The organism is Mammaliicoccus sp. P-M59 (genome assembly GCF_022386135.1).
Classification (GTDB): Bacteria; Bacillota; Bacilli; order Staphylococcales; family Staphylococcaceae; genus Mammaliicoccus; species Mammaliicoccus sciuri_A.
The window spans coordinates 149,969-173,126 of sequence record NZ_JAJNJJ010000005.1 but is presented as its reverse complement, the minus strand read 5'-3'; the positions used below and the strand labels follow the sequence as shown (position 1 = coordinate 173,126).

General features: G+C 34.0%; 23 protein-coding genes and 1 riboswitch. Of the genes, 14 read left to right on the top strand and 9 right to left on the bottom strand.

Annotation, left to right across the window (positions count from 1 at the left end):
- Nucleotides 1-28: 28 nt before the first annotated feature.
- The gene (locus LQ617_RS09550) at nucleotides 29-610 is read left to right on the top strand and encodes an alpha/beta hydrolase (RefSeq protein ID WP_239740218.1); all 582 of its coding nucleotides are present in this window, start codon (nucleotides 29-31) and stop codon (nucleotides 608-610) included.
- Nucleotides 611-667: 57 nt separating this feature from the next.
- Here LQ617_RS09550 and isaB read toward each other — a convergent pair whose 3' ends face one another.
- Together isaB and LQ617_RS09540 are read right to left on the bottom strand one after the other, a co-directional pair.
- Nucleotides 668-1,246, bottom strand: coding sequence for an immunodominant staphylococcal antigen IsaB family protein (gene isaB, locus LQ617_RS09545; RefSeq protein ID WP_196307837.1), 579 nt, complete (start codon nucleotides 1,244-1,246; stop codon nucleotides 668-670).
- A 206-nt stretch (nucleotides 1,247-1,452) separates the two neighbouring features.
- Entirely contained in the window at nucleotides 1,453-2,235 is a 783-nt protein-coding gene (locus LQ617_RS09540) for a hypothetical protein (RefSeq protein WP_239740217.1), read from the bottom strand.
- A 237-nt stretch (nucleotides 2,236-2,472) separates the two neighbouring features.
- Between LQ617_RS09540 and LQ617_RS09535 the strand changes: the two genes are divergently transcribed.
- The 8 genes from LQ617_RS09535 to ulaG are packed head-to-tail and all read left to right on the top strand — an operon-like array spanning nucleotide 2,473 to nucleotide 9,897.
- A complete protein-coding gene (locus LQ617_RS09535) occupies nucleotides 2,473-3,921 on the top strand; it encodes a PTS ascorbate transporter subunit IIC (protein ID WP_239740216.1) in 1,449 nt (482 codons plus the stop codon).
- A 50-nt stretch (nucleotides 3,922-3,971) separates the two neighbouring features.
- Nucleotides 3,972-4,253 (top strand): PTS sugar transporter subunit IIB, encoded by a 282-nt coding sequence (locus LQ617_RS09530; RefSeq protein WP_239740215.1) that lies wholly within the window; start codon nucleotides 3,972-3,974, stop codon nucleotides 4,251-4,253.
- Between the two features lie 24 nt (nucleotides 4,254-4,277).
- Nucleotides 4,278-4,757, top strand: a complete 480-nt coding sequence (locus LQ617_RS09525) for a PTS sugar transporter subunit IIA (RefSeq protein ID WP_037589406.1) — start codon at nucleotides 4,278-4,280, stop codon at nucleotides 4,755-4,757.
- 50 nt (nucleotides 4,758-4,807) lie between these two features.
- Nucleotides 4,808-5,473: a 3-keto-L-gulonate-6-phosphate decarboxylase UlaD gene (locus LQ617_RS09520; protein WP_037589407.1), complete on the top strand. Its 666-nt coding sequence runs from the start codon at nucleotides 4,808-4,810 to the stop codon at nucleotides 5,471-5,473.
- Nucleotides 5,474-5,477: 4 nt separating this feature from the next.
- Nucleotides 5,478-6,341, top strand: a complete 864-nt coding sequence (locus LQ617_RS09515; RefSeq protein WP_239740214.1) for an L-ribulose-5-phosphate 3-epimerase — start codon at nucleotides 5,478-5,480, stop codon at nucleotides 6,339-6,341.
- A 1-nt stretch (nucleotide 6,342) separates the two neighbouring features.
- On the top strand, nucleotides 6,343-7,047 hold the full coding sequence (locus tag LQ617_RS09510) for an L-ribulose-5-phosphate 4-epimerase (RefSeq protein WP_239740213.1): 705 nt from the start codon (nucleotides 6,343-6,345) through the stop codon (nucleotides 7,045-7,047).
- A gap of 35 nt (nucleotides 7,048-7,082) precedes the next feature.
- Nucleotides 7,083-8,759, top strand: a complete 1,677-nt coding sequence (locus LQ617_RS09505; protein WP_239740212.1) for a BglG family transcription antiterminator — start codon at nucleotides 7,083-7,085, stop codon at nucleotides 8,757-8,759.
- 46 nt (nucleotides 8,760-8,805) lie between these two features.
- Nucleotides 8,806-9,897: an L-ascorbate 6-phosphate lactonase gene (gene ulaG, locus LQ617_RS09500; protein WP_204257263.1), complete on the top strand. Its 1,092-nt coding sequence runs from the start codon at nucleotides 8,806-8,808 to the stop codon at nucleotides 9,895-9,897.
- An 89-nt stretch (nucleotides 9,898-9,986) separates the two neighbouring features.
- Here ulaG and LQ617_RS09495 read toward each other — a convergent pair whose 3' ends face one another.
- Nucleotides 9,987-10,307, bottom strand: a complete 321-nt coding sequence (locus LQ617_RS09495) for an antibiotic biosynthesis monooxygenase family protein (protein WP_037589416.1) — start codon at nucleotides 10,305-10,307, stop codon at nucleotides 9,987-9,989.
- A gap of 143 nt (nucleotides 10,308-10,450) precedes the next feature.
- Here LQ617_RS09495 and LQ617_RS09490 point away from each other — a divergent pair, with 143 nt between their 5' ends.
- On the top strand, nucleotides 10,451-10,939 hold the full coding sequence (locus tag LQ617_RS09490; protein ID WP_239740211.1) for a GNAT family N-acetyltransferase: 489 nt from the start codon (nucleotides 10,451-10,453) through the stop codon (nucleotides 10,937-10,939).
- Between the two features lie 9 nt (nucleotides 10,940-10,948).
- On the opposite strand, the gene LQ617_RS09485 is transcribed toward LQ617_RS09490, so the two are convergent.
- The 5 genes from LQ617_RS09485 to xpt all read right to left on the bottom strand — a co-directional run bounded on the left by LQ617_RS09485 (nucleotide 10,949) and on the right by xpt (nucleotide 16,541).
- Entirely contained in the window at nucleotides 10,949-11,416 is a 468-nt protein-coding gene (locus LQ617_RS09485) for a MarR family winged helix-turn-helix transcriptional regulator (RefSeq protein WP_239740210.1), read from the bottom strand.
- A 211-nt stretch (nucleotides 11,417-11,627) separates the two neighbouring features.
- Nucleotides 11,628-13,172 (bottom strand): glutamine-hydrolyzing GMP synthase, encoded by a 1,545-nt coding sequence (gene guaA / locus LQ617_RS09480; protein ID WP_037589419.1) that lies wholly within the window; start codon nucleotides 13,170-13,172, stop codon nucleotides 11,628-11,630.
- Between the two features lie 19 nt (nucleotides 13,173-13,191).
- The gene (gene guaB / locus LQ617_RS09475; RefSeq protein WP_037589421.1) at nucleotides 13,192-14,661 is read right to left on the bottom strand and encodes an IMP dehydrogenase; all 1,470 of its coding nucleotides are present in this window, start codon (nucleotides 14,659-14,661) and stop codon (nucleotides 13,192-13,194) included.
- Nucleotides 14,662-14,695: 34 nt separating this feature from the next.
- Entirely contained in the window at nucleotides 14,696-15,964 is a 1,269-nt protein-coding gene (locus LQ617_RS09470; RefSeq protein WP_037589422.1) for a nucleobase:cation symporter-2 family protein, read from the bottom strand.
- 1 nt (nucleotide 15,965) lies between these two features.
- A complete protein-coding gene (xpt, locus tag LQ617_RS09465; RefSeq protein WP_037589423.1) occupies nucleotides 15,966-16,541 on the bottom strand; it encodes a xanthine phosphoribosyltransferase in 576 nt (191 codons plus the stop codon).
- A 108-nt stretch (nucleotides 16,542-16,649) separates the two neighbouring features.
- A riboswitch (purine riboswitch) is annotated at nucleotides 16,650-16,752 on the bottom strand.
- Nucleotides 16,753-17,007: 255 nt separating this feature from the next.
- Between xpt and LQ617_RS09460 the strand changes: the two genes are divergently transcribed.
- Nucleotides 17,008-18,633, top strand: a complete 1,626-nt coding sequence (locus LQ617_RS09460) for a DUF2382 domain-containing protein (protein WP_239740209.1) — start codon at nucleotides 17,008-17,010, stop codon at nucleotides 18,631-18,633.
- A gap of 137 nt (nucleotides 18,634-18,770) precedes the next feature.
- Nucleotides 18,771-19,427 (top strand): GNAT family N-acetyltransferase, encoded by a 657-nt coding sequence (locus tag LQ617_RS09455; protein WP_037589426.1) that lies wholly within the window; start codon nucleotides 18,771-18,773, stop codon nucleotides 19,425-19,427.
- Between the two features lie 28 nt (nucleotides 19,428-19,455).
- On the opposite strand, the gene LQ617_RS09450 is transcribed toward LQ617_RS09455, so the two are convergent.
- The gene (locus tag LQ617_RS09450; protein ID WP_239740208.1) at nucleotides 19,456-20,496 is read right to left on the bottom strand and encodes an NAD(P)H-dependent flavin oxidoreductase; all 1,041 of its coding nucleotides are present in this window, start codon (nucleotides 20,494-20,496) and stop codon (nucleotides 19,456-19,458) included.
- Nucleotides 20,497-20,596: 100 nt separating this feature from the next.
- Between LQ617_RS09450 and LQ617_RS09445 the strand changes: the two genes are divergently transcribed.
- Nucleotides 20,597-21,256 carry a nitroreductase family protein gene (locus LQ617_RS09445; protein WP_048540236.1) on the top strand — a complete coding sequence of 220 codons (660 nt, stop codon included), beginning with the start codon at nucleotides 20,597-20,599 and terminating at the stop codon, nucleotides 21,254-21,256.
- A 178-nt stretch (nucleotides 21,257-21,434) separates the two neighbouring features.
- The gene (locus tag LQ617_RS09440) at nucleotides 21,435-22,775 is read left to right on the top strand and encodes a sodium-dependent transporter (RefSeq protein WP_204258862.1); all 1,341 of its coding nucleotides are present in this window, start codon (nucleotides 21,435-21,437) and stop codon (nucleotides 22,773-22,775) included.
- The last annotated feature ends 383 nt before the right edge of the window (nucleotides 22,776-23,158 follow it).

Sequence of the window (23,158 nt, the reverse complement as noted above, 5' to 3'; positions counted from 1 at the left end):
GCCCTTTCACATTTATGGAGGAGATAGAATGGAATATTTCTTACAAGAAAATCCCAATAACAATACTTTAATTGTACTTTTTCATGGAACAGGTGGCAATCAATACCAACTTCTTCCTTTTTCAAGTATATTAAACCCTGAAGCTAACATTTTAGGCTTACAAGGTAGTGTTGGCGAAGGACAAGAAAGACGTTTCTTTGCACCGCTTCATAACAACACATTAGACCGACATGACTTCGAAGAACAAGCCAAATCTTTTATAGATTTTTGGAATACATTTATCGAAGAACACGATTATGAAAAAGTCATATTTTTAGGTTATTCAAACGGTGCGAATTTCATATTAGGATTACTGGAACAACACCTTATTAAAGTTGACCAAATCTTATTGCTGCACCCATCAGACCTCGACTATCATATTACGGAAACTTATAAAGAAACATCCGTCATTATCACGACAGGTTCAAATGATTATTTAACAATACCCGGTAAAGTAAAAGCACTATCAGAACAACTCAAACCATTATTTAAAAACGTTCAATTCGAACTACTCGACGGCGCCCACGAACTAGAAGAACCAGAAATTGAACATATTAAAACAATCCTCTAAACCAAAAGTTTAGAGGATTGTCTATTCTTTATATATAATCAGTCACATCATCAAACACTATTGGCCAATACGGATATGTGTTAAATAACCATCTTTATCAAAGTAGGCTTTATAAGCGCCGTTATTTGTATTATAAGGTATGAATGTACCACCATCTTCGGATTTTCCTTCTGCTGTACTATCATTTGATGCGTGCGCTTTTTTAAACTGTGCTTTAGTGACTGCGTGTGGTTTAGTATTGAATTCCATTTGGATAACTTGATCTTTCTCATTAAAATCTATTTGAGAACCATAAGAATCTAATGTATAAGCATGATTTTGGTTAGCTTTTGGATTTGCTTTATAGCCATTGAGCGTAAAATTATCATATTTCATTGCGCGAACAAAATTATAATCTAATGTAAATGTTGGATCATATGTTGTATAGCCTTCATAGTTATACCATGGTATTTGTGATTGTGTATTTGAAGTACTTTCTGTACTAACACCACTTCCACCTTCACCATGACCCCATTCTTGAACTTTTTCTGCTGCTTGAACATCTGAACTACTATTTGTGATAGGCACCGCTGAAGACCCTACTACAAGAGTTGATAAGACGACCGTTGCTGAAAGTACTTTACTTACTTTACGCATAATCAATCACTCCTTAAATTTTGAGTACTTACTTGCGATAACTTCTCGTTTAAACATTCAATCTACGCAAATATGACAATTTCCAAACCCTAGCTTTATAATTATCACCCCCTCAAATTTATATTAAAATTCCTCGAGTGTAATTATTCACTTTCATGATACAACACACATATATAATTTCAAGTGATAATATAATCTAACAAATTTCACTGAATATATTCTCTTAAATATTTCCCATACAGCCCGACTTCTCCATTTGCCAATACGTGGCTGTAATGTTTTAAGACAACCCTCTTTGTTTCCCAACCTTCTTGAGCGTAGAATGCTTCCCCTTCTTTACTTGTAACGAAAGCATCAAATGGGTCATCTTCAGTTTTTCCACCTACGTGATCATTTTCTCCAACAATCCATGTTAACGGAAATGATCCTTTAACATGTTGTGACTTTTCCAGATGAGAGACAATTCCTTCTTTCTTTGGAGAGCCTCCTCCTCCAAACATTATTGCGCCACCTGATTGAACATTTAGTTCTGGTAATTTATCTAACATCCAATATGCTGTTGTTTCTGCACCGCCCGAAAAGCTACCTATCCATAGTTTTTCATGATTTGGTAAAGAAGCAATCAATTCAACTAAATATTGCACATTGGCTTCTCCATTCTTCCACCATTGCTCTTCATCGTTAACAGACTTCGGTACAACTAAAGTTAACCCTTTTTCTTTAGCAACTTGTCGGATGCCATTTTTACCAGCTAAATAGACTTCTGAATCAGGATGATGAAACTCATAAGCACCATCACCATGTAACCACACTAATATCCCCTTAGCGTTCTTAACAGGATAAATTAAATATTCACCTTCTGTTCCATTTTTAGAAATGAAATTCCGAACATCATGATCACTATCAGTTCTATTTGATATAAACAACATCACACAGACCACAACTACGATAAATATACATAATAATACTAGTAACTTTTTAATCGCCACTCCCTCCTAATAAACGGTTCAAATTATAACTTAGGAATGTATTTATATATACTTAAGTTCTCTTTTATTATACAAAAATTCCCAGTAAAAATGTGGTAAAAATTCATTTTAATTCTTTAAACAGCCTATATTTGTACACTCCTATGTGTAGAAATTGTTCTTTTATGAAAGCGTATTAATTTATAAAATATCCATAAAGATATATAGAACTAAAAATTTATAATATGGAGGTTAAATATGGATTTTATTCTAACAATACTAAATTGGTTTTCTCAAAACATCTTACAAAAGCCAGCTTTCTTCGTTGGTTTATTAGTAATGCTTGGATATGCATTACTTAAAAAACCTTACTATGATGTTTTTGCTGGATTTGTAAAAGCAACAGTTGGTTACATGATTTTAGACGTTGCTGCTGGAGGATTAGTTACAACTTTCCGTCCTATCTTAACAGCGCTTAACTTCAAATTTAACATTGGTGCTGCTGTTATCGATCCATACTTTGGATTAACTGCAGCTAATGACAAAATCGCTAACGACTTTCCAGAGTTTGTAGGTATCGCAACATCTGCACTTTTAGTAGGATTTTTTGTAAATATCTTTTTAGTAGCATTACGTAAAATTACAAAAGTCAGAACGTTATTTATTACCGGACATATCATGGTTCAACAAGCTGCAACAATTACGGTAATGATTTTATTAATCCCAACATTCCGTGAAAATCCATTACTTGCTACTTTTGGTATTGGTACAATATGTGGTTTGTATTGGGCAGTAAGTTCAAATTTAACGGTTGAACCTACTCAACGTTTAACAAACAATGGTGGGTTTGCAATTGGTCACCAACAACAATTTGCTATCTGGTTTACAGATAAAGTCGCACCAAAACTTGGTAATAAAGATGAAAATTTAGACAACTTAAAATTGCCTACATTTTTAAATATCTTCCATGACACTGTCGTTGCATCAGCAACTTTAATGTTAATTTTCTTCGGTGCTATTTTATTCATTTTAGGTCCAGATATTTTATCAAACGCTAAAGTTATCACAAGTGGTAATTTATATGTTCCAGAAAAACAATCATTCTTTATGTTCGTTATTCAAACAGCATTCACGTTCTCTGTTTACTTATTTATGTTAATGCAAGGTGTAAGAATGTTCGTTGGAGAATTAACAAATGCCTTCCAAGGTATTTCTAACAAATTGCTTCCAGGTTCATTCCCTGCAGTTGACGTAGCAGCTTCATTTGGTTTTGGTTCTCCAAATGCTGTTTTATTCGGTTTCGTGAGTGGTTTAATCGGACAATTAATTACGATCGTATTATTAATCGTATTCAAAAACCCAGTACTTATTATTACTGGATTCGTGCCTGTGTTCTTCGATAACGCTGCTATAGCTGTGTTCGCAGACAAACGTGGTGGTTGGAGAGCAGCAATGATCTTAGCATTCATTTCAGGGGTCATACAAGTTACGGTTGGCGCTGTAGCAGTATTATTACTCAGCCTTTCAGGTGGATATCATGGAAACATCGACTTAGAAATTCCATGGGTACCATTTGCATATTTATTTAAATACTTAGGCATAATTGGTTACATTTTAGTTTGTTTATTCTTCTTGCTTATCCCTCAATTACAGTTCAGACGCGCTAAAAATAAAGAAGCTTATTATTTAGGTGTTCATCAAGATTAATAAATAATAATTGATTATTAACATTTCATTTATATTAGGAGGAATTTTTTATGGTTAAAGTACTTACAGCATGTGGAAACGGAATGGGTTCTTCAATGGTTATCAAAATGAAAGTTGAAAATGCATTAAGACAATTAAATGTACCTAATGTTGAATCTGCATCTTGCTCAGTTGGAGAAGCTAAAGGTATAGCTAGAAATTATGATATCGTCATTGTTTCTAATCATTTGATTAAAGAAATGGAAGGTTGTACAAACGGGAAACTCATCGGTTTAGATAATTTAATGGATGATAACGAAATCAAAGCTAAATTAGAACAGGCCTTAAAATAATTTTTAGTTAGGAGAACAAAACTTATGAATTTAAAACAAGCTTTAATCGATAACGATTCAATTCAGTTAGGTTTGATTGCTAAAGATTGGAAAGAAGCAGTGCAACTATCAGTTCAACCATTGATTGATAGTGGCGCTGTTAAACCTGAATATTACGATGCCATTATTGAGTCAACAGAGCAATATGGTCCATATTATATTTTAATGCCCGGAATGGCTATGCCTCATGCACGTCCTGAAGCAGGTGTATTAAGAGATTCATTCTCATTAATCACCCTTAAAGAACCCGTACAATTTTCAGACGGAAAAGAAGTCAGCATTCTTGTGACATTAGCTGCAACAAGTTCTAAAATTCATAATTCAGTTGCGATACCACAAATTGTTGCACTTTTCGATTTGAAAGATTCAATAACGCGTTTAAATTCTTGCAAAACTAAAGATGATGTCCTTTCTCTGATTGATGAAACTAAAGACAGTCCTTACCTTGAGGGACTCGAACTTTAAAATCTATTGATTCTAAACAATATTATTTTAAGTAGAAAGTAGGATAATAAATGACAAATAGACTACCTAAATTACAAGTAGCATTAGATCATTCAACGATGTCTGATGCAGTTAAAGCCGCTTCACTCGTTGGAAATGAAGTCGACATCATTGAAGCAGGAACGGTTTGCCTTTTACAAGTAGGAAGTGAACTAGTAGAAATACTAAGCAAACTATTTCCAAACAAAACTATTGTAGCTGACACTAAATGTGCAGATGCAGGGGGTACAGTAGCAGCGAATAATGCTTCAAAAGGCGCTGATTGGATGACTTGTATATGTTCAGCAACTATCCCGACAATGAAAGCTGCACTTAAAGCTATTAAAGAAGAACGTGGTGAAACAGGAGAAATACAAGTTGAATTATATGGTGATTGGACTTTTGAACAAGCACAACAATGGCTGGACATTGGTATTTCCCAGGCAATATATCATCAATCACGTGACGCACTTTTAGATGGGGAAAGTTGGGGAGAAAAAGACCTCACGAAAGTAAAAAAACTAATCGATATGGGCTTCCGCGTTTCTGTTACAGGTGGCTTATCAGTAGAAACACTTAAACTCTTTAAAGGTATAGATGTTTATGTATTTATTGCTGGTCGTGGTATTACAGAGGCAGATAATCCTGAATCAGCTGCACGTGAATTCAAAGATGAAATCAAGCGTATTTGGGGGTAAGCATATGTCTCGTCCAATTGGTATTTATGAAAAGGCATTGCCTAAACATTACACATGGTTAGAGAAACTTACATTCGCTAAAGACCTCGGTTTTGATTTTGTCGAACTATCAATTGATGAATCTGATGCTCGATTAGCAAGGTTAGATTGGTCTAAAGAACAAAGACTGGAACTTGTAAATGCCATTTTCGAAACTGGTATGCGTATACCTACTATTACTTTCAGTGGTCATAGACGTTTTCCAATGGGTTCGAATGATCCACACACTGAAGAAAAATCTATGGATTTAATGAAAAAGTGTATAGAATTTGCACAAGATATTGGTATACGAAATATTCAATTAGCTGGATATGATGTTTATTATGAGGAGAAATCTACAGATACGCATAAACGTTTTATAAAGAACCTTCGACAAGCTTGCACGTGGGCAGAAGAAGCACAAGTCATTCTCTCAATCGAAACAATGGATGATCCATACATTAATTCAATAGAAAAATACTTAGCTATTGAGCAAGAAATTAAATCACCATTTTTATATGTTTATCCAGACATAGGTAATATATCTGCATGGAATAATAACATTTCAGATGAATTTTATAATGGGCGACAATCTATTGCTTCTATACACTTAAAAGACACTTATGCCGTAACTGAACAGTCAAGTGGACAGTTCAGAGATGTGCCATTCGGAGAAGGTTGTGTAGAATGGGAAAAATTCTTTAAAATATTAAAGGATATTCATTATAACGGACCATTCTTAATTGAAATGTGGTCAGAAAATTGTAAAACAGTAGAAGAAACACAACATGCTATAAAGACTGCACAATCTTTTCTCTATCCATTAATTGAGAAAGCGGGGTTAAAATAGTATGTCAGAAAAATTAACACAAATGCGTGAAAATGTATATCAAGCGAATATACAACTCCCTAAATATAACCTTGTTAAATTCACATGGGGGAATGCATCAGAAATTAACCGTGATTTGGGAATTGTCGTCATTAAACCTTCTGGCGTTGATTACGACAAACTCACACCAGAAAATATGGTCGTAACAGATCTTGATGGGAATGTCTTGGAAGGAACATTAAATCCTTCTTCTGACCTTCAAACACATCTTGAATTATATAAAGCATGGCCAGAAATTGGTGGGATTGTTCATACACATTCAACAGAAGCAGTTGGATGGGCACAATCTGGTTTAGACATCCCCTTCTTAGGCACAACTCATGCAGATTATTTTTATGGTCCTATACCATGCACGCGCTCATTGACATACAATGAAGTTGCAGATGCCTATGAAAAAGAAACTGGGAAAGTCATTATCGAAACTTTTAAAGAGCGACAATTAGACCCAACGTCTATCCCTGGAGTTATCGTAAGTAACCATGGTCCTTTTACATGGGGCAAAGACGCTTCACAAGCTATCTATCATTCTGTAGTCCTTGAAGAAGTCGCTAAGATGAATAGATATACTAAACAAATTAACCCATCAGTAGAAAATGCACCTAGTTACATTATGGATAAACACTATTTAAGAAAACATGGCGCTAACGCTTATTATGGACAACGATAGAATACAAAATAATCAATAAATGAAGGTGATAGTTTATGATGCTTAATCTAGATAAAACAAGTTGTGATTTGCTAGACTACTTAATTCAAATAGAACAACCCAAAACAATCACAGAAATATCAAAACATCTTTCTCAATCTAGACGTAAAATATACTATCACCTTAAAAAAATAAATCATGCATTACCAGATGATACAAAGAAAATTATCAATTACCCGCGTATAGGCATTTTATTGAATGATGATCAAAAGCGTGCCTGTATACAATTACTAAATAAATCCGATACAACACATTACGTTATGAGTATAGAAGAACGTAAATGGTTAATCATTATATACATTTGTATTTCTAGTGAATTCATCACGATTAACAAGCTTATGAAACTTGTTGATGTATCACGAAATACAATTCTTAACGATCTCAATAATATTCGAGAACTTATAGAAATTGAACAATTTAATATTCATTTACGTGTGACAAAATCTGAAGGGTATTACATTGAATGCCATCCGTTATCTAAAATTCAATTTATATATAAAATACTGTACCAAATTCATAAATCATCATCAGAAGCTTATAAATCTTTGATTCACGAGAAACTTTTATCTCATACAAGCTTTAGCCATTACTATTCTTTAGAAAAGACAAATTTTTTAAAGACATTATTAAAAGAAATGAGCCATGATTTAGGCAAAATACTTAACCAAAAAGATCGTGAATTCATGTTACAAACACTACCCTATTTGTTGCTGAGTTCTCATAACAGTAAAATAACTGCTTATAATTATGAAGCGATACAAAAAGATTTTTTACTTGTCCAAGAACGAATCGAATATGAAGTATCTGAAAAACTTGTTTCTTTTTTAGAATCTGAATTCAATGTTTCGTTTGATCAAATGGCCAAAAATATTATAGCGCTTTTACTTTTATCTTTTCGTAAAGATAGCGATATTCATAACGCTAGTCATGACTATGATGATATGCGCAAGACTTTAGATTTATTCTTATCACTTTTTGAACATGAGTATCATATAAAGTTTTCAAATCGTAATACATTGCTTGATCAACTCTTAACACACTGTAAATCTTTACTGTACCAGAAGACTTACGACATACCTTCAGATACACAATTCACAAATAATATTAAAGAAACATTCAACCATTTATTCATGATTACAAAACGCTGTATTCCATTACTTGAACAAGCTTGGTTAATACACATGACGGATGATGATATCGCTTATATAGCTGTACATCTTGGTGGTGCAATTCATAATAATCGTAGTACTGAAACACCTATTAAAAAAATCACGCTTATATGTGATGAAGGCATTGGTATTAGAAAGTTTTTCTTAAAACAATGCCAATCCTATATTTCTAATGCATACATTGATACCGTATTTACACTAGAAGAATTCGATAGCATCAAAGAAATTTTAAATTCAAATATGATCATTTCTACAAGTGATGCCATCGAAACGGATATTCCTGTAATATTCGTAAATCCAATACTCACAAATGAAGATATTATACGTATCGTTTCTTATTTACATTCAAGTAATGAAAAAGATTTATATAACTTTTCTAATCAACTTGATTTAATATTGAAGCACTATATAACAGACGAAAATGAGCAATATAACTTACGAAATCAAATTGAAAAATTATTTCTCAAAGAATTAATACAATACCTAGATACTAAAAACTTCTAAATTTTAACTTACGCAAAAAAGAATAAATTTATAAGGAGATTTAATAATGAAGCATGTTAAAGATATAACAAGAGAGTCATGGATTCTATCTACCTTTCCAGAATGGGGAACTTGGCTAAATGAAGAAATAGAAAACGAAGTCGTTAAAGAAGGCAATTTTGCGATGTGGTGGTTAGGCAACTGTGGTGTCTGGATCAAAACGCCAGAAGGTGCAAATATCGTCATGGATTTATGGTCTAGCCGAGGAAAATCTACCAAGAAAGTTAAAGATATGGTTTGGGGACATCAAATGGCAAATATGGCAGGCGTTCGTAAATTACAACCAAACCTTCGTGTACAACCAATGGTCATTGATCCATTTGCGATAAATGAATTAGATTACTACTTAGTTTCTCATTTCCACAGTGACCATATTGATATTAATACAGCAGCAGCAATCGTCAATAATCCGAAATTAGACCATGTTAAATTTGTAGGTCCACATGAATGTGCTCGTATTTGGAAAGAATGGGGCGTTGCTGAAGACCGTATTATTACAATCAAACCAGGTGAAAGCTTCGAATTTAAAGATGTTAAAGTAACAGCGGTAGAATCTTTCGATAGAACTTGTCTTGTTACGTTGCCAGTTGAAGGAAGCGAAGAGAATGATAACAATTTAAAAGGACTTCCTGTAACTGATGAAGAAATGGCTCGTAAAGCAGTCAACTATGTATTTGAAACACCAGGTGGCACAATTTATCATGGCGCTGACTCACACTTTTCAAATTACTTCGCAAAGCATGGTAAAGACTTTAAAATTGATGTTGCACTCAATAACTATGGTGACAATCCAGTAGGCATCCAAGATAAAATGACATCTATCGATCTATTACGTATGGCAGAAAACTTAAACGCAAAAGTTATTATTCCAGTACACTATGATATTTGGTCTAATTTCATGGCATCTACAGATGAAATTTTAGAACTTTGGAAGATGCGCAAAGATCGTTTACAATATCAATTCCATCCTTTCATATGGGAAGTTGGCGGTAAATATACTTACCCACAAGATAAAGATAAATTACAATACCATCACCCACGCGGCTTTGATGATGCTTTTGAAGAACCATCCAATATTCAATTCAAGGCTTTATTATAATTAAATAAAATCACGAGTGACTAAAGGTACATCCACCTAAAATCACTCGTGATTTTTATTTTATAAAGCTCATTAAAATAACTTACTTATTAATCTACAAGTTCGTATTTTTTAATTTGCTTTTCGATTTTTGAAACTTTCGCTTCTTCGTTTTCTTTCTTTTCTTTACTCATGTTTTTATGTTCTTCAACATGAGAAGGTCTAGAAATCCAAGCTTGAAAATCTTTCTTATCATTCCATTTAGAAACAATCGCGTACTCTAACTTGCTTCCCGTTTCAGACTTCCAAACTTGTGCATCAATAAAGCCCTCAAAGCCTTCAAAATCTTGTTTAGCATGACTAGCTTTATTATCTAATATAGCCTTAGATGCCTCATCTTTAGTAGAAAAAATTGCTTGTGCAACGAACATTCATAACGCCTCCTTGTCTATATATTCCAATATATCAAAAATAAAAATTACAAACATATGAAATGCTTTATAAACTTTGATAATTGACTCTAAATAGTTAAGGTGCTAAACTATTTTACATAAAATGATTAAGGAGCTTAAATATGTATAACTTTAGAAATGTTCAATTAGATGATTTAGATGAAATTTTAAAAATCGAAAATAAAGGTTTCACGCCTGAAGAAGCAGCAACAAAAAACGCTCTAATAGACAGAATAGATAACATTCCCGATACTTTTATCATTGCTGAACATAACAATGAAATTGCTGGATATATAAACGGACCTGTTATCAATAATATGTATATCACGGATGATTTATTCGATAAAAACCAACCGAATCCAACTTCTGGTGGTTATGTAGCCATACTAGGACTTGTAGTTTCTGAGAACTATAGAAACCAAGGGTTAGCTGGTAAATTGCTTAATCAACTTGAACAAACGGCTCAATCTCATAACCGTAAAGGTATTACATTAACTTGCAAAGAATCTTTAATTTCTTTTTATGAGCATTACGGTTATACCAATCACGGACTTTCTGACTCAGAACATGGCGGTCTAGAATGGTTTAATTTAGTTAAAGTTTTTGAGTAAGTTCAAATTCTACTTTTCTTTATCTAATAAGTGCGTGATATTATCATTAACTAAAGATAAAAAGTGTGTGATATTTTCGAAATCTTGAGCACTATACGCATCCAATTTATTCAGATATGAGCGATATTCTTTGTCGTCTAAATTTTTATGATACTGGAAAATTTCATATCCTTTTTTGGTAAGTACTATGTTTATTTCTCGAGAACTATGCACACTTTTATATTTTTCGACGATACCCTTTTTTACTAACCTCGTAATATTTTGAGATGCTGAACTCTTCGTTCTATTCATTTCCCGAGCAATATCCGTTATATTCGCTACCTTCTTTTCACCAATAAGGTTTATGACGTGCGCTTCTACCATATACAGCTCATCTTCAGTTCCATATTTTCTTGGTCTACTTTCATACTCATTTAACAATCTAGATGTTTTATATAATTGATCAATTGCCTCTAAAAAGGAATCTTCTTTAGTCATAATATCTCTCCTATAATATTGAAATATATATTAAATCAAACATTTATTTAATAGTCATTTATCCATACAATTATATCAAATGAATAACACGAAAGAAGTGTTTTGGATAATTTATTGCACCATACTATCTAAACAGCTCTATAATATGATAATCAAAAAGGCTAGAAACACCAAATTTACGGTGTTTCTAGCCTTAATATTTACTATTATCCTATTCCCACTCGATTGTGCTTGGGGGCTTAGATGTAATGTCATAGACCACTCTGTTTACGTGGTCTACTTCGTTTACGATACGGCTTGATACTTTTTGTAAGACTTCCCAGTCAATTCTTGCGAAGTCACTTGTCATGCCGTCTATTGATGTTACTGCGCGTACGCCGACTGTGTAGTCATATGTACGGTAGTCTCCCATAACACCTACTGAACGGATATCTGGTAATACTGTGAAGTATTGCCAAATGTCTCTTTCTAGACCTTCTTCACGCACGACTTCTCTTAGAATTGCGTCTGATTCTCTTACGATTTCTAATTTTTCTTCAGTAATTTCACCTAATACACGAATTCCTAAACCTGGGCCTGGGAATGGTTGGCGCCATACTAAATGTTCTGGTATGCCTAATTCGATTCCTAGTGCTCGTACTTCGTCTTTAAATAGTGTATTAATTGGTTCGATTAATTGGAACTGCATGTCTTCTGGTAATCCACCTACGTTATGGTGTGATTTAATTGTTTGTGCAGTTTTTGTACCTGATTCAATGATATCTGTATACAGCGTACCTTGTGCAAGGAAATCTACGCCTTCTAATTTTGATGCTTCGTCATCAAATACGTATACAAATTCATTACCGATAATTTTACGTTTTTTCTCAGGATCTGAAACGCCAGCTAATTTACTCATGAAACGATCTTTGGCATCTACTCTAATGATGTTCATATTGAATCCTTCACCAAAGTTCTCCATTACCATGTCGCCTTCACCTTTTCTAAGCAAACCATGGTCTACGAAGATACAAGTTAATTGATCGCCAATTGCTTTATGAAGTAATACCGCTACGACTGATGAATCAACGCCACCACTCATCGCACATAATACTTTACGATCGCCAACTTGTTCTCTAATTTTTTCTACTTCGATTTCAACAAAGTTCTCCATAGTCCAGTTTCCTGTACATTCACAAACACGACGAATGAAGTTTCTTAATAAGTCATTTCCGTATTCAGTGTGTCTTACTTCTGGATGGAATTGTACACCGTATAATTTTCTTGATTTATCTTCAATTGCTGCATTTTGACAGCTTGGGCTGTCTGCAATGATTTCAAAGTTCTCAGGAATATCGATTACTTTGTCACTGTGACTCATCCAAACTGTTTGACTATTAGGTAAGCTGAAGAATAACTCGTCATCTGATTTAACGTTTAATGTTGCTTTACCGTATTCACGTTCGTTAGCTCTTTCTACAGAACCACCTAATAATTTAGTCATTAATTGCATACCGTAACAAATACCTAAAACAGGAATACCTAGTTCAAAGATTTCAGGATCAACTGTGAATGATCCTTCTTCGTATACTGAATTTGGTCCACCTGAAAGTATAATACCTTTAGGATTCATTTTTTTAATTTCTTCGATTGAGATTTCATGGTCGTGTAACTCACTATATACGCCCATTTCTCTTATACGACGTGTAATCAATTGGTTATATTGACTACCAAAATCCAATACAAGAATTAACTCTTGTTCAAAAGCCATTTCCATAATTGTAGTTCTCCTTTAATTAAAATGAGTAGTTTGGTGCTTCTTTAGTAATTTGAACATCATGTGGATGTGATTCTTTAAGGCCTGCGCCAGTCATTCTAATAAACTGAGCTTCTTCTCTTAATTGTTCTAGGTTAGCTGATCCTGTGTAACCCATACCGCTCTTAATACCGCCAATTAATTGATAAATTGTATCTTGTAATGGGCCTTTAAAGTCAATTCTACCTTCAATGCCTTCTGGTACAAATTTCTTAGCTGCAGTATCTTCTTGGAAGTAACGGTCTTTAGAACCTTGTTCCATTGCACCAAGTGATCCCATACCACGATAAACTTTATATTGACGCCCTTGGAAGATTTCTGTTTGTCCAGGGCTTTCTTCTGTACCAGCAAGTAAGCTACCTAACATAACTGCGTTTCCGCCTGCTGCTAAAGCTTTCGCGATATCACCAGAGAATTTAATACCACCGTCAGCAATAATTGCTTTACCATAGTTACGTGCTTCTGTTGCACAATCATAAATAGCTGTAATTTGAGGTACACCTACACCTGCAACGACACGAGTTGTACAGATTGAACCAGGTCCAATACCAACTTTAACGACGTCTGCTCCCGCTTCAAACAATGCTTTAGTACCTTCACCTGTAGCAACGTTACCTGCGATAATTGTAACTTCTGGGTATGATTCACTAATATGTTTAACGACATCTAATACACCTTTAGAGTGACCATGTGCAGTATCAATAACAAGTGCATCTGCGCCAGCTTCTACTAATTTTTGAGCACGAATTGGTGTATCTTTAGCAATACCTAATGCTGCTGCAACAAGTAGACGTCCTTCACTGTCTTTTGCTGCATATGGGAATTCGATTACTTTTTCAATATCTTTAATTGTAATTAATCCTTTAAGTTTACCCTCTTCAGAAATTAATGGAAGTTTTTCGATTTTATATTTTTGTAAAATTTCTTCTGCTTGTTCTAACGTTGTGCCGACTGGTGCTGTTACTAAATCTTCTTTAGTCATAACATCAGAAATTTTAATTGAGAAGTTTTCGATAAATCTTAAGTCACGGTTTGTAATAATACCGACAAGTTCCATATCTTCTTCGTTATTAACGATTGGAACACCAGAAATACGGTATTTACTCATCAATGCTTCTGCTGCGTACACTTGCTCATCAGGTGTTAAGAAGAATGGGTTTGTAATAACGCCATTTTCTGAACGTTTAACTTTTTGTACTTCATCTGCTTGATGTTCTATAGACATGTTCTTATGAATAACACCTAAGCCACCTTGTCTTGCCATAGCAATAGCCATTTTAGCTTCAGTAACTGTATCCATACCAGCTGAAATGATTGGAATATTTAACTTAATATTTTTTGAAAGAGATACGCTTAAGTCTACATCACTTGGTAATACCTCTGATTTTGCTGGTACTAATAATACATCATCGAACGTTAAGCCTTCTTTTTGAAATTTGTTTTCCCACATGAATATAACCTCCACTAATTTATTTTCATATTTATTATTTCACATTTTCACTGTTTTGTTGATTGTTTAATCCATTAAAACATAAATTTAATATAATAGCTGAGAAAGTACCTAATACGATACCGTTTTGTGTTAACCAAGCATACTCTTCTCCAAATGTTTCAAGCGCTTGAGGTACCGCTGTAATACCTGCACCAATCCCGACTGATACGGCAATCACGAGTAAATTGTTTTGTTTGTTAAAGTCTATGCCACCAAGCATTTTCACACCGTATGCCATAACCATTCCAAACATTGCAATCATCGCACCACCTAATACTGGAAATGGAATCATGCTTGCTAATGCACCAAGTTTAGGTATCGAACCACAAACGATCAATAATGCAACCATCATATACATGATTTGATTCTTTTTAGCGCCAGACAATGACACAAGTCCAACGTTTTGAGAATAAGCTGTGTATGGAAATGCATTAAAGATTGAACCAATTATAATCGCAATCCCTTCAGCTCTATAACCTTTTGATAGGTCTTTTCTTGATATAGGTTGTTTCGTAATTTCACTTAAAGCATGGTACACGCCTGTTGATTCAATCAAACTAACGATTGCAATAATGACAAAGACGATCGTTGTACCAAATTCAAATTCAAACCCGCTAAATCTAAATGGTCTAGGTAGTTCCAACCAATTCGACGTTCTTAAATTCGATGTATCCACTAATCCATAGAAGGAAGCGACGGTTGTACCTATTAATAAACCGAGTAATATCGCTATAGATTTAATGAACCCTTTAGATAATCTTTGTATTAATAAGATGATCACTAATGTAAATAAACCTAAGAATATATTTTTACTGTCTCCGTAGTTCTTTTCACCTTGACCACCTGCTAAATAATTCATGGCAACTGGCATTAACGTAATACCGATTATTGTAACAACACTTCCTGTAACAACAGGTGGAAATAATTTTACTAAATACGAGAAAAATGGAGAAATTAAGACTACAATAATCCCTGAAAGAAATATAGAACCATATAGCACACCGATACCATGTGTATTACCAACTAGAATCATTGGTGCTACAGCTGTAAATGTACATCCCAAGACTACCGGCAGTCCAATTCCTATTCCTTTATATACTTGTAAAAATGTTGCTACACCACACATAAAGATATCAATTGCGACTAAGTAAGCCACTTCTTCAGGTGTGAATTTTAAAGCAGATCCGACGATAATAGGTACCATTATGGCACCCGCATACATAGCAAGTAAATGTTGAACACTTAAGATGAAATTTTTCATGTTATTCTCCTACCAGTTTGACTGTATTTCCTAATAATGAAGCAACTTGGCATAGAGATAAGACTTCTAGTCCTTCAGATTCCAACTTCTCTCTACCCGGTTGGAAACTTTTTTCTATAACAATTCCAATTCCAGATGTTGTTGCGTTTGCTGCTTGAACTAAACGATGTAATCCTAATGATGCTTCGCCATTCGCTAAGAAGTCATCAATAATTAATACATGGTCGTCTTCATTTAAAAATTGTTTCGCAATAACCACTGTACTCGTTGTATTTTTCGTAAATGAGTGAATATCTGTTTGATAAAACTCAGATGTCATTGTAGATGGTTTTGCTTTTTTCGCAAATAAACATGGCACGTCTAAATGTAAAGATGCCATTATTGCAGGTGCGATACCTGACGCTTCAATCGTAAGTACTTTCGTGATTTTCTTGTCTTTAAAATGTTCCGTAATAACTTGACCAACTTCATACATTAACTTTGCATCAATTTGATGATTTAAAAATGAATCAACCTTGAGAATCTTTTCATCGATGACTACACCATCTTCTTTAACCCTATCTTGTAGTGTCCTCACACTACTCGCCTCCTCATTTAGATTAAAAAAAACACACCTTAATCCTAAAAAATAGGTAAGATGAGTAAAAAATAATATAAAACCACACCATTTTGGATAGTCTGATTCCAGTGTTATTCATTTACTCATAGTCGTGTCGTTTAAGGCAACACGGTAGAAACTTCCAAAGCCATATTCTTCAGATTATATGAGTTTTTAGTAATAAATTATTCATTGATAATAACAAAATATCAGTACTTTTACAATAGGCAAAACCTTATGTTAACGCTATTTTAAGAGGTTTTAAATAAACTGAAAAATCTAAATAATTAGAAAGTTGATTGAATTTTGTTTGATTCTCCTCCACAAGGGTATTTGAGAATTATATTGTATTAACGTAGACAATATTTATTAAGTATGTAAACACCTAGAGCATAATCACTGTTGATAAGATTTTTACACATTACAAATTTATGGAGGTTTTAGTATGGGTAAAATAGAAAAGTTTAGTAACGAAAGTGATTTACTGCAACGTATTGATCAATTGAAAGAAGAAGGTGTCGGAGAAAGTGACTTACAAGTTATTTCCGAAGACAAGTTAGATGATAACTCATTAGACTACACGGATGTTAAAGTGAAGAACTCTAGAGGTTCATTTAGCGACAAGATTACTGCACTATTCTCAGGTGAAAGTGCTGAAGAACGTGTATTATCTAGTTTAAATGTGCCAGAAGAAGAATTAGATAGCTATAAACAAGAACTTAATAACGGAAAAATACTATTATATGTTGATAATGATAATATAAGTGATACTGAAAACTATGATTCAGATCACCCTAAAGACTCTCAAACAGGAAATGAGCATTACGATAATACGAAACCATTTTCTAGTGATGAGAGTGAAGAAAGTGGCGTATCTAAAGGTACAGCTGCTGGTGCTGGATTAGGTGCAGGTGCTGCAGGCGCTGGTGCCGCTGCTGCGCATTCATCTTCAGATCAAGAGGAAGATGTGAATGAAACATCTGATTTTGATAAAGCTGAAAGAGAAGATGAATTTAATCAGCAGGATGAAGTATCTGAAAATGATTTAACTCAAGATGTGGATAATGCAGATACAGAAAAAACAGATGCATCATCATTTGATAACGAAGCTGAAACGAATCGAGATGTAAATACAAATCGATATGGCAATAATATTAATGAAGAAGATGTAGCGCACGATGATGTGGATGATTCAAACATCGACCATCAAGAAACATCAACTTCAGCTAATTTAGCAGGTGCTTCTGGTCTTGGCGCAGCTGGATATGCGAATGAACATAGAGAACAACAAGAAACAGAAGATGACGTACAGGACGATAGAAGAGTCTACTCTAGCGATAATGAAAGAGACTTAGAAGACTTAAATAATCGTGAAACGACAAATACGACTGCTCAATATGGTGAAACAGATAATGTTAAAGATCAACAAGATTTAACAAGAGAAGATGAATCATCATTCTCAAGAGTGCATGATGACGATGTAGAAAGAGAACGTTCAAGCTTAAACTACGATAAACCAAATGAAAGTGTTGAACCACCAACATCAGATGAAACAACAACACGTGAATCTAACTTCTCTACTAGCCAAGATGAACAAGATACAAATGTTCACACTTCTGAGCAGTCTTATAACAACAACACACAAAATAATAATGTAGGTGAAACATCTTACACTAACGACACACAAGATAACAATGTAGATGAAGAGTCTGTTCAACTTCATGAAGAACGTCTAAATGTAGACAAAGAGAATGTTGAAACAGGTGAAGCATCTGTAGATAAACATGTTGTTGAAGAAGAACAAGAATTTGATGTACCGGTTGAGCGTGAAGAAGTAACAATCGAACGTAGACCAGTTAATGAGAAAGTAGACGAAGACTTTAACGCTAATGATGATGATTCTGTACACATTCCATTACACGAAGAACGTGTAAAAGTAGAAAAAGAAAATGTCGTATCTGAAGAAATCGTCATTAAGAAAAATAAAGTTCAAGATACTGAACATGTTTCTGAAAAAGTGAGACATGAAGAAGCAGATATCAATAACCCTACAGATGATAACCCTAAATAAGACAATATAATAACTTAAGAGGCTAGGACATAATGTAATGTCCTGGTCTCTCTTTTTATTTCCTCAATACGATAGTACTACCATTAAAATCTTATGTTATAATATTATAAAATATTGATTATGAGGGGTTCATAACTATGAATTTTGAAGTTGTCACATCTATCGATGATCCATTATTCAAAAAAGCATTAGAAATGTATGAAGATATTTTCAAAGCAGAGGTGCGAGAAGACCGCCACGTCTTCATCCATTCGCTTACATCTGAGTACATAAAGAAACATTATATATTTTTAGTTGGTTTAATTGATGACACGGTCGTAAGTTTGTCTACAGGTCATTATGAACCTACAACAAATTCAGCTTTTATTATTTATTTAATGACGCATCCTGAATACCGCAATCAGCGTGTTGGCGGACAAACGTTGGAAAGAATTGAAGCAGAACTGCATAAACATGCTCAAGATGTTCATGGAAGAGATGCTAACATGATTATGTTGGAATCGTTTGGAGAAGAATCATACGAGAACAACAGTGGTAAAGAAGAAGCGATTTTGCGTAAGAACTTCTTTAATAGACATGGTTATGAAGTTCAACAAGACATCCCTTATATACAACCAAATCCACAAAAATCATTAGCACCTACGCCAATAGATTTATATATTAAGCAATACTTGCCGCTTCAAAAAGACGTTATCTCACCGAGCATTCGTTCTTGTTACATCAACAAGTACATACACGGAAATGAAAACGATCGTGAATTTGTATATGAATTATTAGAATCTATGGATTTATAAGTTAGAAAAGCTGACATCGATTGCGATGTCAGCTTTTTATTGCTTTATGATATCTTTCCATTAATTCCTGGACACTTTCATCTTTAGCACCTTCTGGATTTGTACCACACCATAAATTCATATAATCTGGATTATTTAACTTTTTAGACTGCCCTCTTAAAGGTTGTGTTAATATATTTTGAATCGGATACGGACAAATATCCTCTTTAAATTGTTCCATATACTGTATAAACGGATTTATAATACCATTTGCATAACGACCACTAAACGTATTCGTTAATATAATATCATCAGGATGTGCTTTTAATATATGCGCTTTATGCACATCTGGTGCACCACTTTCATGTGTCGTTAAGAATGCTGTCCCAAGTTGAACTGCATGAGCACCTTTTTGAATATAACGTTTCGCTAATTCTGGTGTCGTGATACCGCCCGCTACTATTAATGGCACGTTAATCAAAGGATACGTTTGATTAAACAATTGTTCAGTTGTAAGACGATTTTCTGGCAATGATTGGTCAAATGATCCTCTATGACCACCCGCTTCACTACCTTGAATCACTATCGCATCTATACTTATGGATTCCAAAGCTTGAGCTTCATTTAAATCTGTTGCTGTTCCTATTACGTTAATATGATGGCCATGTAATGTGCGAACGAGACTTTCTGAAGGCTTACCAAATGTAAAGCTTACATATTCAACATGTTTATCTATAATCACGTTTAACATGTCCTCAAAATTCACATCTATTGAAACATCTTGTATTTGTTTGCTGTTTAATTTTTCAGTTATGGGATGTAATATTTTATTCATAAAATCAACTTTTTCATGATCAATAGCTGGATACTCTGGCACGAATAGATTGATGCCAAACGGTTCAGTTGTCATTTGTCTAATTTGGTCTATATCTTTAGCTAAAGCATCAGGCGTCATATATCCAGCACCGATTTGTCCAAAGCCGCCTTCATTACAAACTGAAGCCACTAAGTCAGGTGTTGTAATACCTCCAGCCATACCCGCTAGAAAAATCGGTTTATCCAGTTCTGAGATTAATTTTTTCGATTCCAATGACAATCCCTCCTAAAAAAATTTAATTCGTAAGCTAATCATTTTATTTTTTTAGTTAATTGGTGCATTATAATGACATCATACTAAAAGGAGAAATAAAATGACACACTCAAAGCTTTCATTAACTGAAATTATTAATAAAAGAAAATCAGTTAAAGAATTCGATCCAAACTTCAAAATTCCAAGAGAAGAAATTAAAGAAATGATAGCACTTGCTACTAAAGCACCTTCATCAATCAACTTACAACCATGGCGCTTTGTTATCATCGATTCTGAAGAAACAAAACAAAAATTAGACCATCTTGTACAGTTCAACCAAAGACAATTACATTCATCAAGTGCAATTATTCTAGTACTTGCAGATTTAAAACACGCTGAATACGTGAGCGATATTTACGAGAAGAATGTTGAACTTGGTTATATGGATGAAAATTCAAAAGATTACTTTATTGAAACAATTTCAAATTTGATTAGCAGTGCTGACGAAAGTTACTTTAATGCACAAGGTTTAATGGATGCAAACTTAGCTTCTATGCAATTAATGCTTATTGCGACTGATCACGGTTATGATACTAACCCTATCGGCGGATTCGATAAAACAGCTGTATTAGAAGCATTAAACATTGATACTTCTAGATATGTACCAGCTCATTTAATTGCTATTGGTAAAGGTGTTAAACCACCACATGATTCAAGTAGATTACCAGTAGATAGAATCATCGCTTGGAATGATGAAAGTAACGGTTCAATCGGCGAATAAGTAATTTATTCGTTCTAATAATTATAATACCCTATCGGCAACTAACTTATGTTGCCGATATTTTTTAATATTGCATTATCCAAAAATATAGTGTAGAATTCATTGCTGTGAGTTTTATTTTTTTACTTAAAAGCTTTACCGCTTTAAAGTGAATATCAAATTAAAAGAAGGAATATATATGAAAAATTTATCTCAATGGTCGTCCAGTATCGGCTTCGTTCTCGCAAGCGCCGGGTCAGCTATAGGAATTGGTGCTGTATGGAAATTCCCATACATGGCTGGAACATACGGTGGTGGCGCATTTTTATTAATATTTATTATTTTCACATTGCTTGTCGGCTTACCACTACTTTTAAGTGATTTTGTATTGGGACGCTACGGTAGAACGTATTCTACTAACATCTTCAAAAAAGTATCTGGTAAATCATCTTGGAATTTAGTAGGCTGGCTTGGAAATCTAACAGTCTTTGTACTATTTTCATTCTATAGTGTTATCGGTGGTTGGATCATTCTATATATTATACGTACACTTTTAGACAGCCTTGGATTAACGCAATCACATAATTACGGGAACATCTTTAATGATTATATATCTAACCCATTTTATTCATTAGCGAGTCAGTTTGCTTTTATACTTTTCACTGTAGTCATTGTCAGTAAAGGTGTAGAAAAAGGTATCGAGAAAGCTTCAAAAGTCATGATGCCACTGTTATTTATATCGTTCGTAATTGTCATTATTAGATCGATCACTTTAGACGGTGCTTTAGACGGAATTCAATATTTCCTACAACCAAAAGTATCAGATTTAAGTGCTGAAGGTATACTATACGCCTTAGGACAATCGTTCTTCGCATTATCACTGGGTACATGCGGTATGATGACATACGCTTCATATTTAGATCGTAAAACAAATATCGTCAAAAGTGCGAATGCCATAGTATGGATGAACATAGCTGTATCAATAGCAGCCGGTTTAGCCATCTTCCCAGCTATTTTCGCATTTGGATTAGAACCTAACCAAGGACCAGGATTATTATTTATCGTCCTTCCACAAGTATTTGATCAAATGTTTGTCGGGCAATTGTTCTATTTACTATTTTTAATATTATTTTTATTCGCAGCCATTACATCTTCAATTTCGTTATTAGAATTGAACATCTCAAACATTACTAAAAATAATAATGATAATAGAAAAAAATGGTCATATATCATTGGTATATTAGTCTTTATATTCGGGATACCATCAGCACTTTCAAACGGATTACTCCAAGACTTTACATTCGGTGTCGGTACATTCTTTGATAATATGGATTACTTAGTCGCGAACATCTTAATGCCAATAGGTGCATTAGGCGTAACCATCTTCGTTGGTCATATATTCAATAAAGAAATCATTATGAAAGAATTAAATATGAGCGATACTAAAAAAGGAAGACTCTTTGTGAATACATGGTATTTTTTAGTTAAATTTGTACTTCCAATTATCATCATCGCCGTATTTATCGGACAATTAATTTAAATAGAGAAAAGAAGAAGCCGTTCAATTTTTTGGGAATTGAACGGCTTTTTTATAGTCTTGTGGGTTAACTTGGCCTTTAACTCACATCTTTTGCGATCTCGTGAGTTTACTTCGCCTTTAACTCACATGTTTTACGATCTCGTGAGTTTACTTCCTCTTTAACTCACATCTTTTACAATCTCGTGAGTTTATTCTGCCTTTAACTCACATCTTTTTCAATCTCGTGGGTTTACTTCCTCTTTAACTCACATCTTTTGCGATCTCGTGGGTTTACTTCCTCTTTAACTCACATCTTTTACAATCTCGTGAGTTTATTCTGCCTTTAACTCACATCTTTTGCGATCTCGTGAGTTTATTCTGCCTTTAACTCACATCTTTTACAA

Coding starts and splice junctions, on each gene's coding strand:
- LQ617_RS09550 (WP_239740218.1), top strand. CDS start 29: ATGGAATATTTCTTACAAGAAAATCCCAATAACAATACTTTAATTGTA.
- isaB (WP_196307837.1), bottom strand. CDS start 1,246: ATGCGTAAAGTAAGTAAAGTACTTTCAGCAACGGTCGTCTTATCAACT.
- LQ617_RS09535 (WP_239740216.1), top strand. CDS start 2,473: ATGGATTTTATTCTAACAATACTAAATTGGTTTTCTCAAAACATCTTA.
- LQ617_RS09530 (WP_239740215.1), top strand. CDS start 3,972: ATGGTTAAAGTACTTACAGCATGTGGAAACGGAATGGGTTCTTCAATG.
- LQ617_RS09525 (WP_037589406.1), top strand. CDS start 4,278: ATGAATTTAAAACAAGCTTTAATCGATAACGATTCAATTCAGTTAGGT.
- LQ617_RS09520 (WP_037589407.1), top strand. CDS start 4,808: ATGACAAATAGACTACCTAAATTACAAGTAGCATTAGATCATTCAACG.
- LQ617_RS09515 (WP_239740214.1), top strand. CDS start 5,478: ATGTCTCGTCCAATTGGTATTTATGAAAAGGCATTGCCTAAACATTAC.
- LQ617_RS09510 (WP_239740213.1), top strand. CDS start 6,343: ATGTCAGAAAAATTAACACAAATGCGTGAAAATGTATATCAAGCGAAT.
- LQ617_RS09505 (WP_239740212.1), top strand. CDS start 7,083: ATGATGCTTAATCTAGATAAAACAAGTTGTGATTTGCTAGACTACTTA.
- ulaG (WP_204257263.1), top strand. CDS start 8,806: ATGAAGCATGTTAAAGATATAACAAGAGAGTCATGGATTCTATCTACC.
- LQ617_RS09495 (WP_037589416.1), bottom strand. CDS start 10,307: ATGTTCGTTGCACAAGCAATTTTTTCTACTAAAGATGAGGCATCTAAG.
- LQ617_RS09490 (WP_239740211.1), top strand. CDS start 10,451: ATGTATAACTTTAGAAATGTTCAATTAGATGATTTAGATGAAATTTTA.
- LQ617_RS09485 (WP_239740210.1), bottom strand. CDS start 11,416: ATGACTAAAGAAGATTCCTTTTTAGAGGCAATTGATCAATTATATAAA.
- guaA (WP_037589419.1), bottom strand. CDS start 13,172: ATGGAAATGGCTTTTGAACAAGAGTTAATTCTTGTATTGGATTTTGGT.
- guaB (WP_037589421.1), bottom strand. CDS start 14,661: ATGTGGGAAAACAAATTTCAAAAAGAAGGCTTAACGTTCGATGATGTA.
- LQ617_RS09470 (WP_037589422.1), bottom strand. CDS start 15,964: ATGAAAAATTTCATCTTAAGTGTTCAACATTTACTTGCTATGTATGCG.
- LQ617_RS09460 (WP_239740209.1), top strand. CDS start 17,008: ATGGGTAAAATAGAAAAGTTTAGTAACGAAAGTGATTTACTGCAACGT.
- LQ617_RS09455 (WP_037589426.1), top strand. CDS start 18,771: ATGAATTTTGAAGTTGTCACATCTATCGATGATCCATTATTCAAAAAA.
- LQ617_RS09445 (WP_048540236.1), top strand. CDS start 20,597: ATGACACACTCAAAGCTTTCATTAACTGAAATTATTAATAAAAGAAAA.
- LQ617_RS09440 (WP_204258862.1), top strand. CDS start 21,435: ATGAAAAATTTATCTCAATGGTCGTCCAGTATCGGCTTCGTTCTCGCA.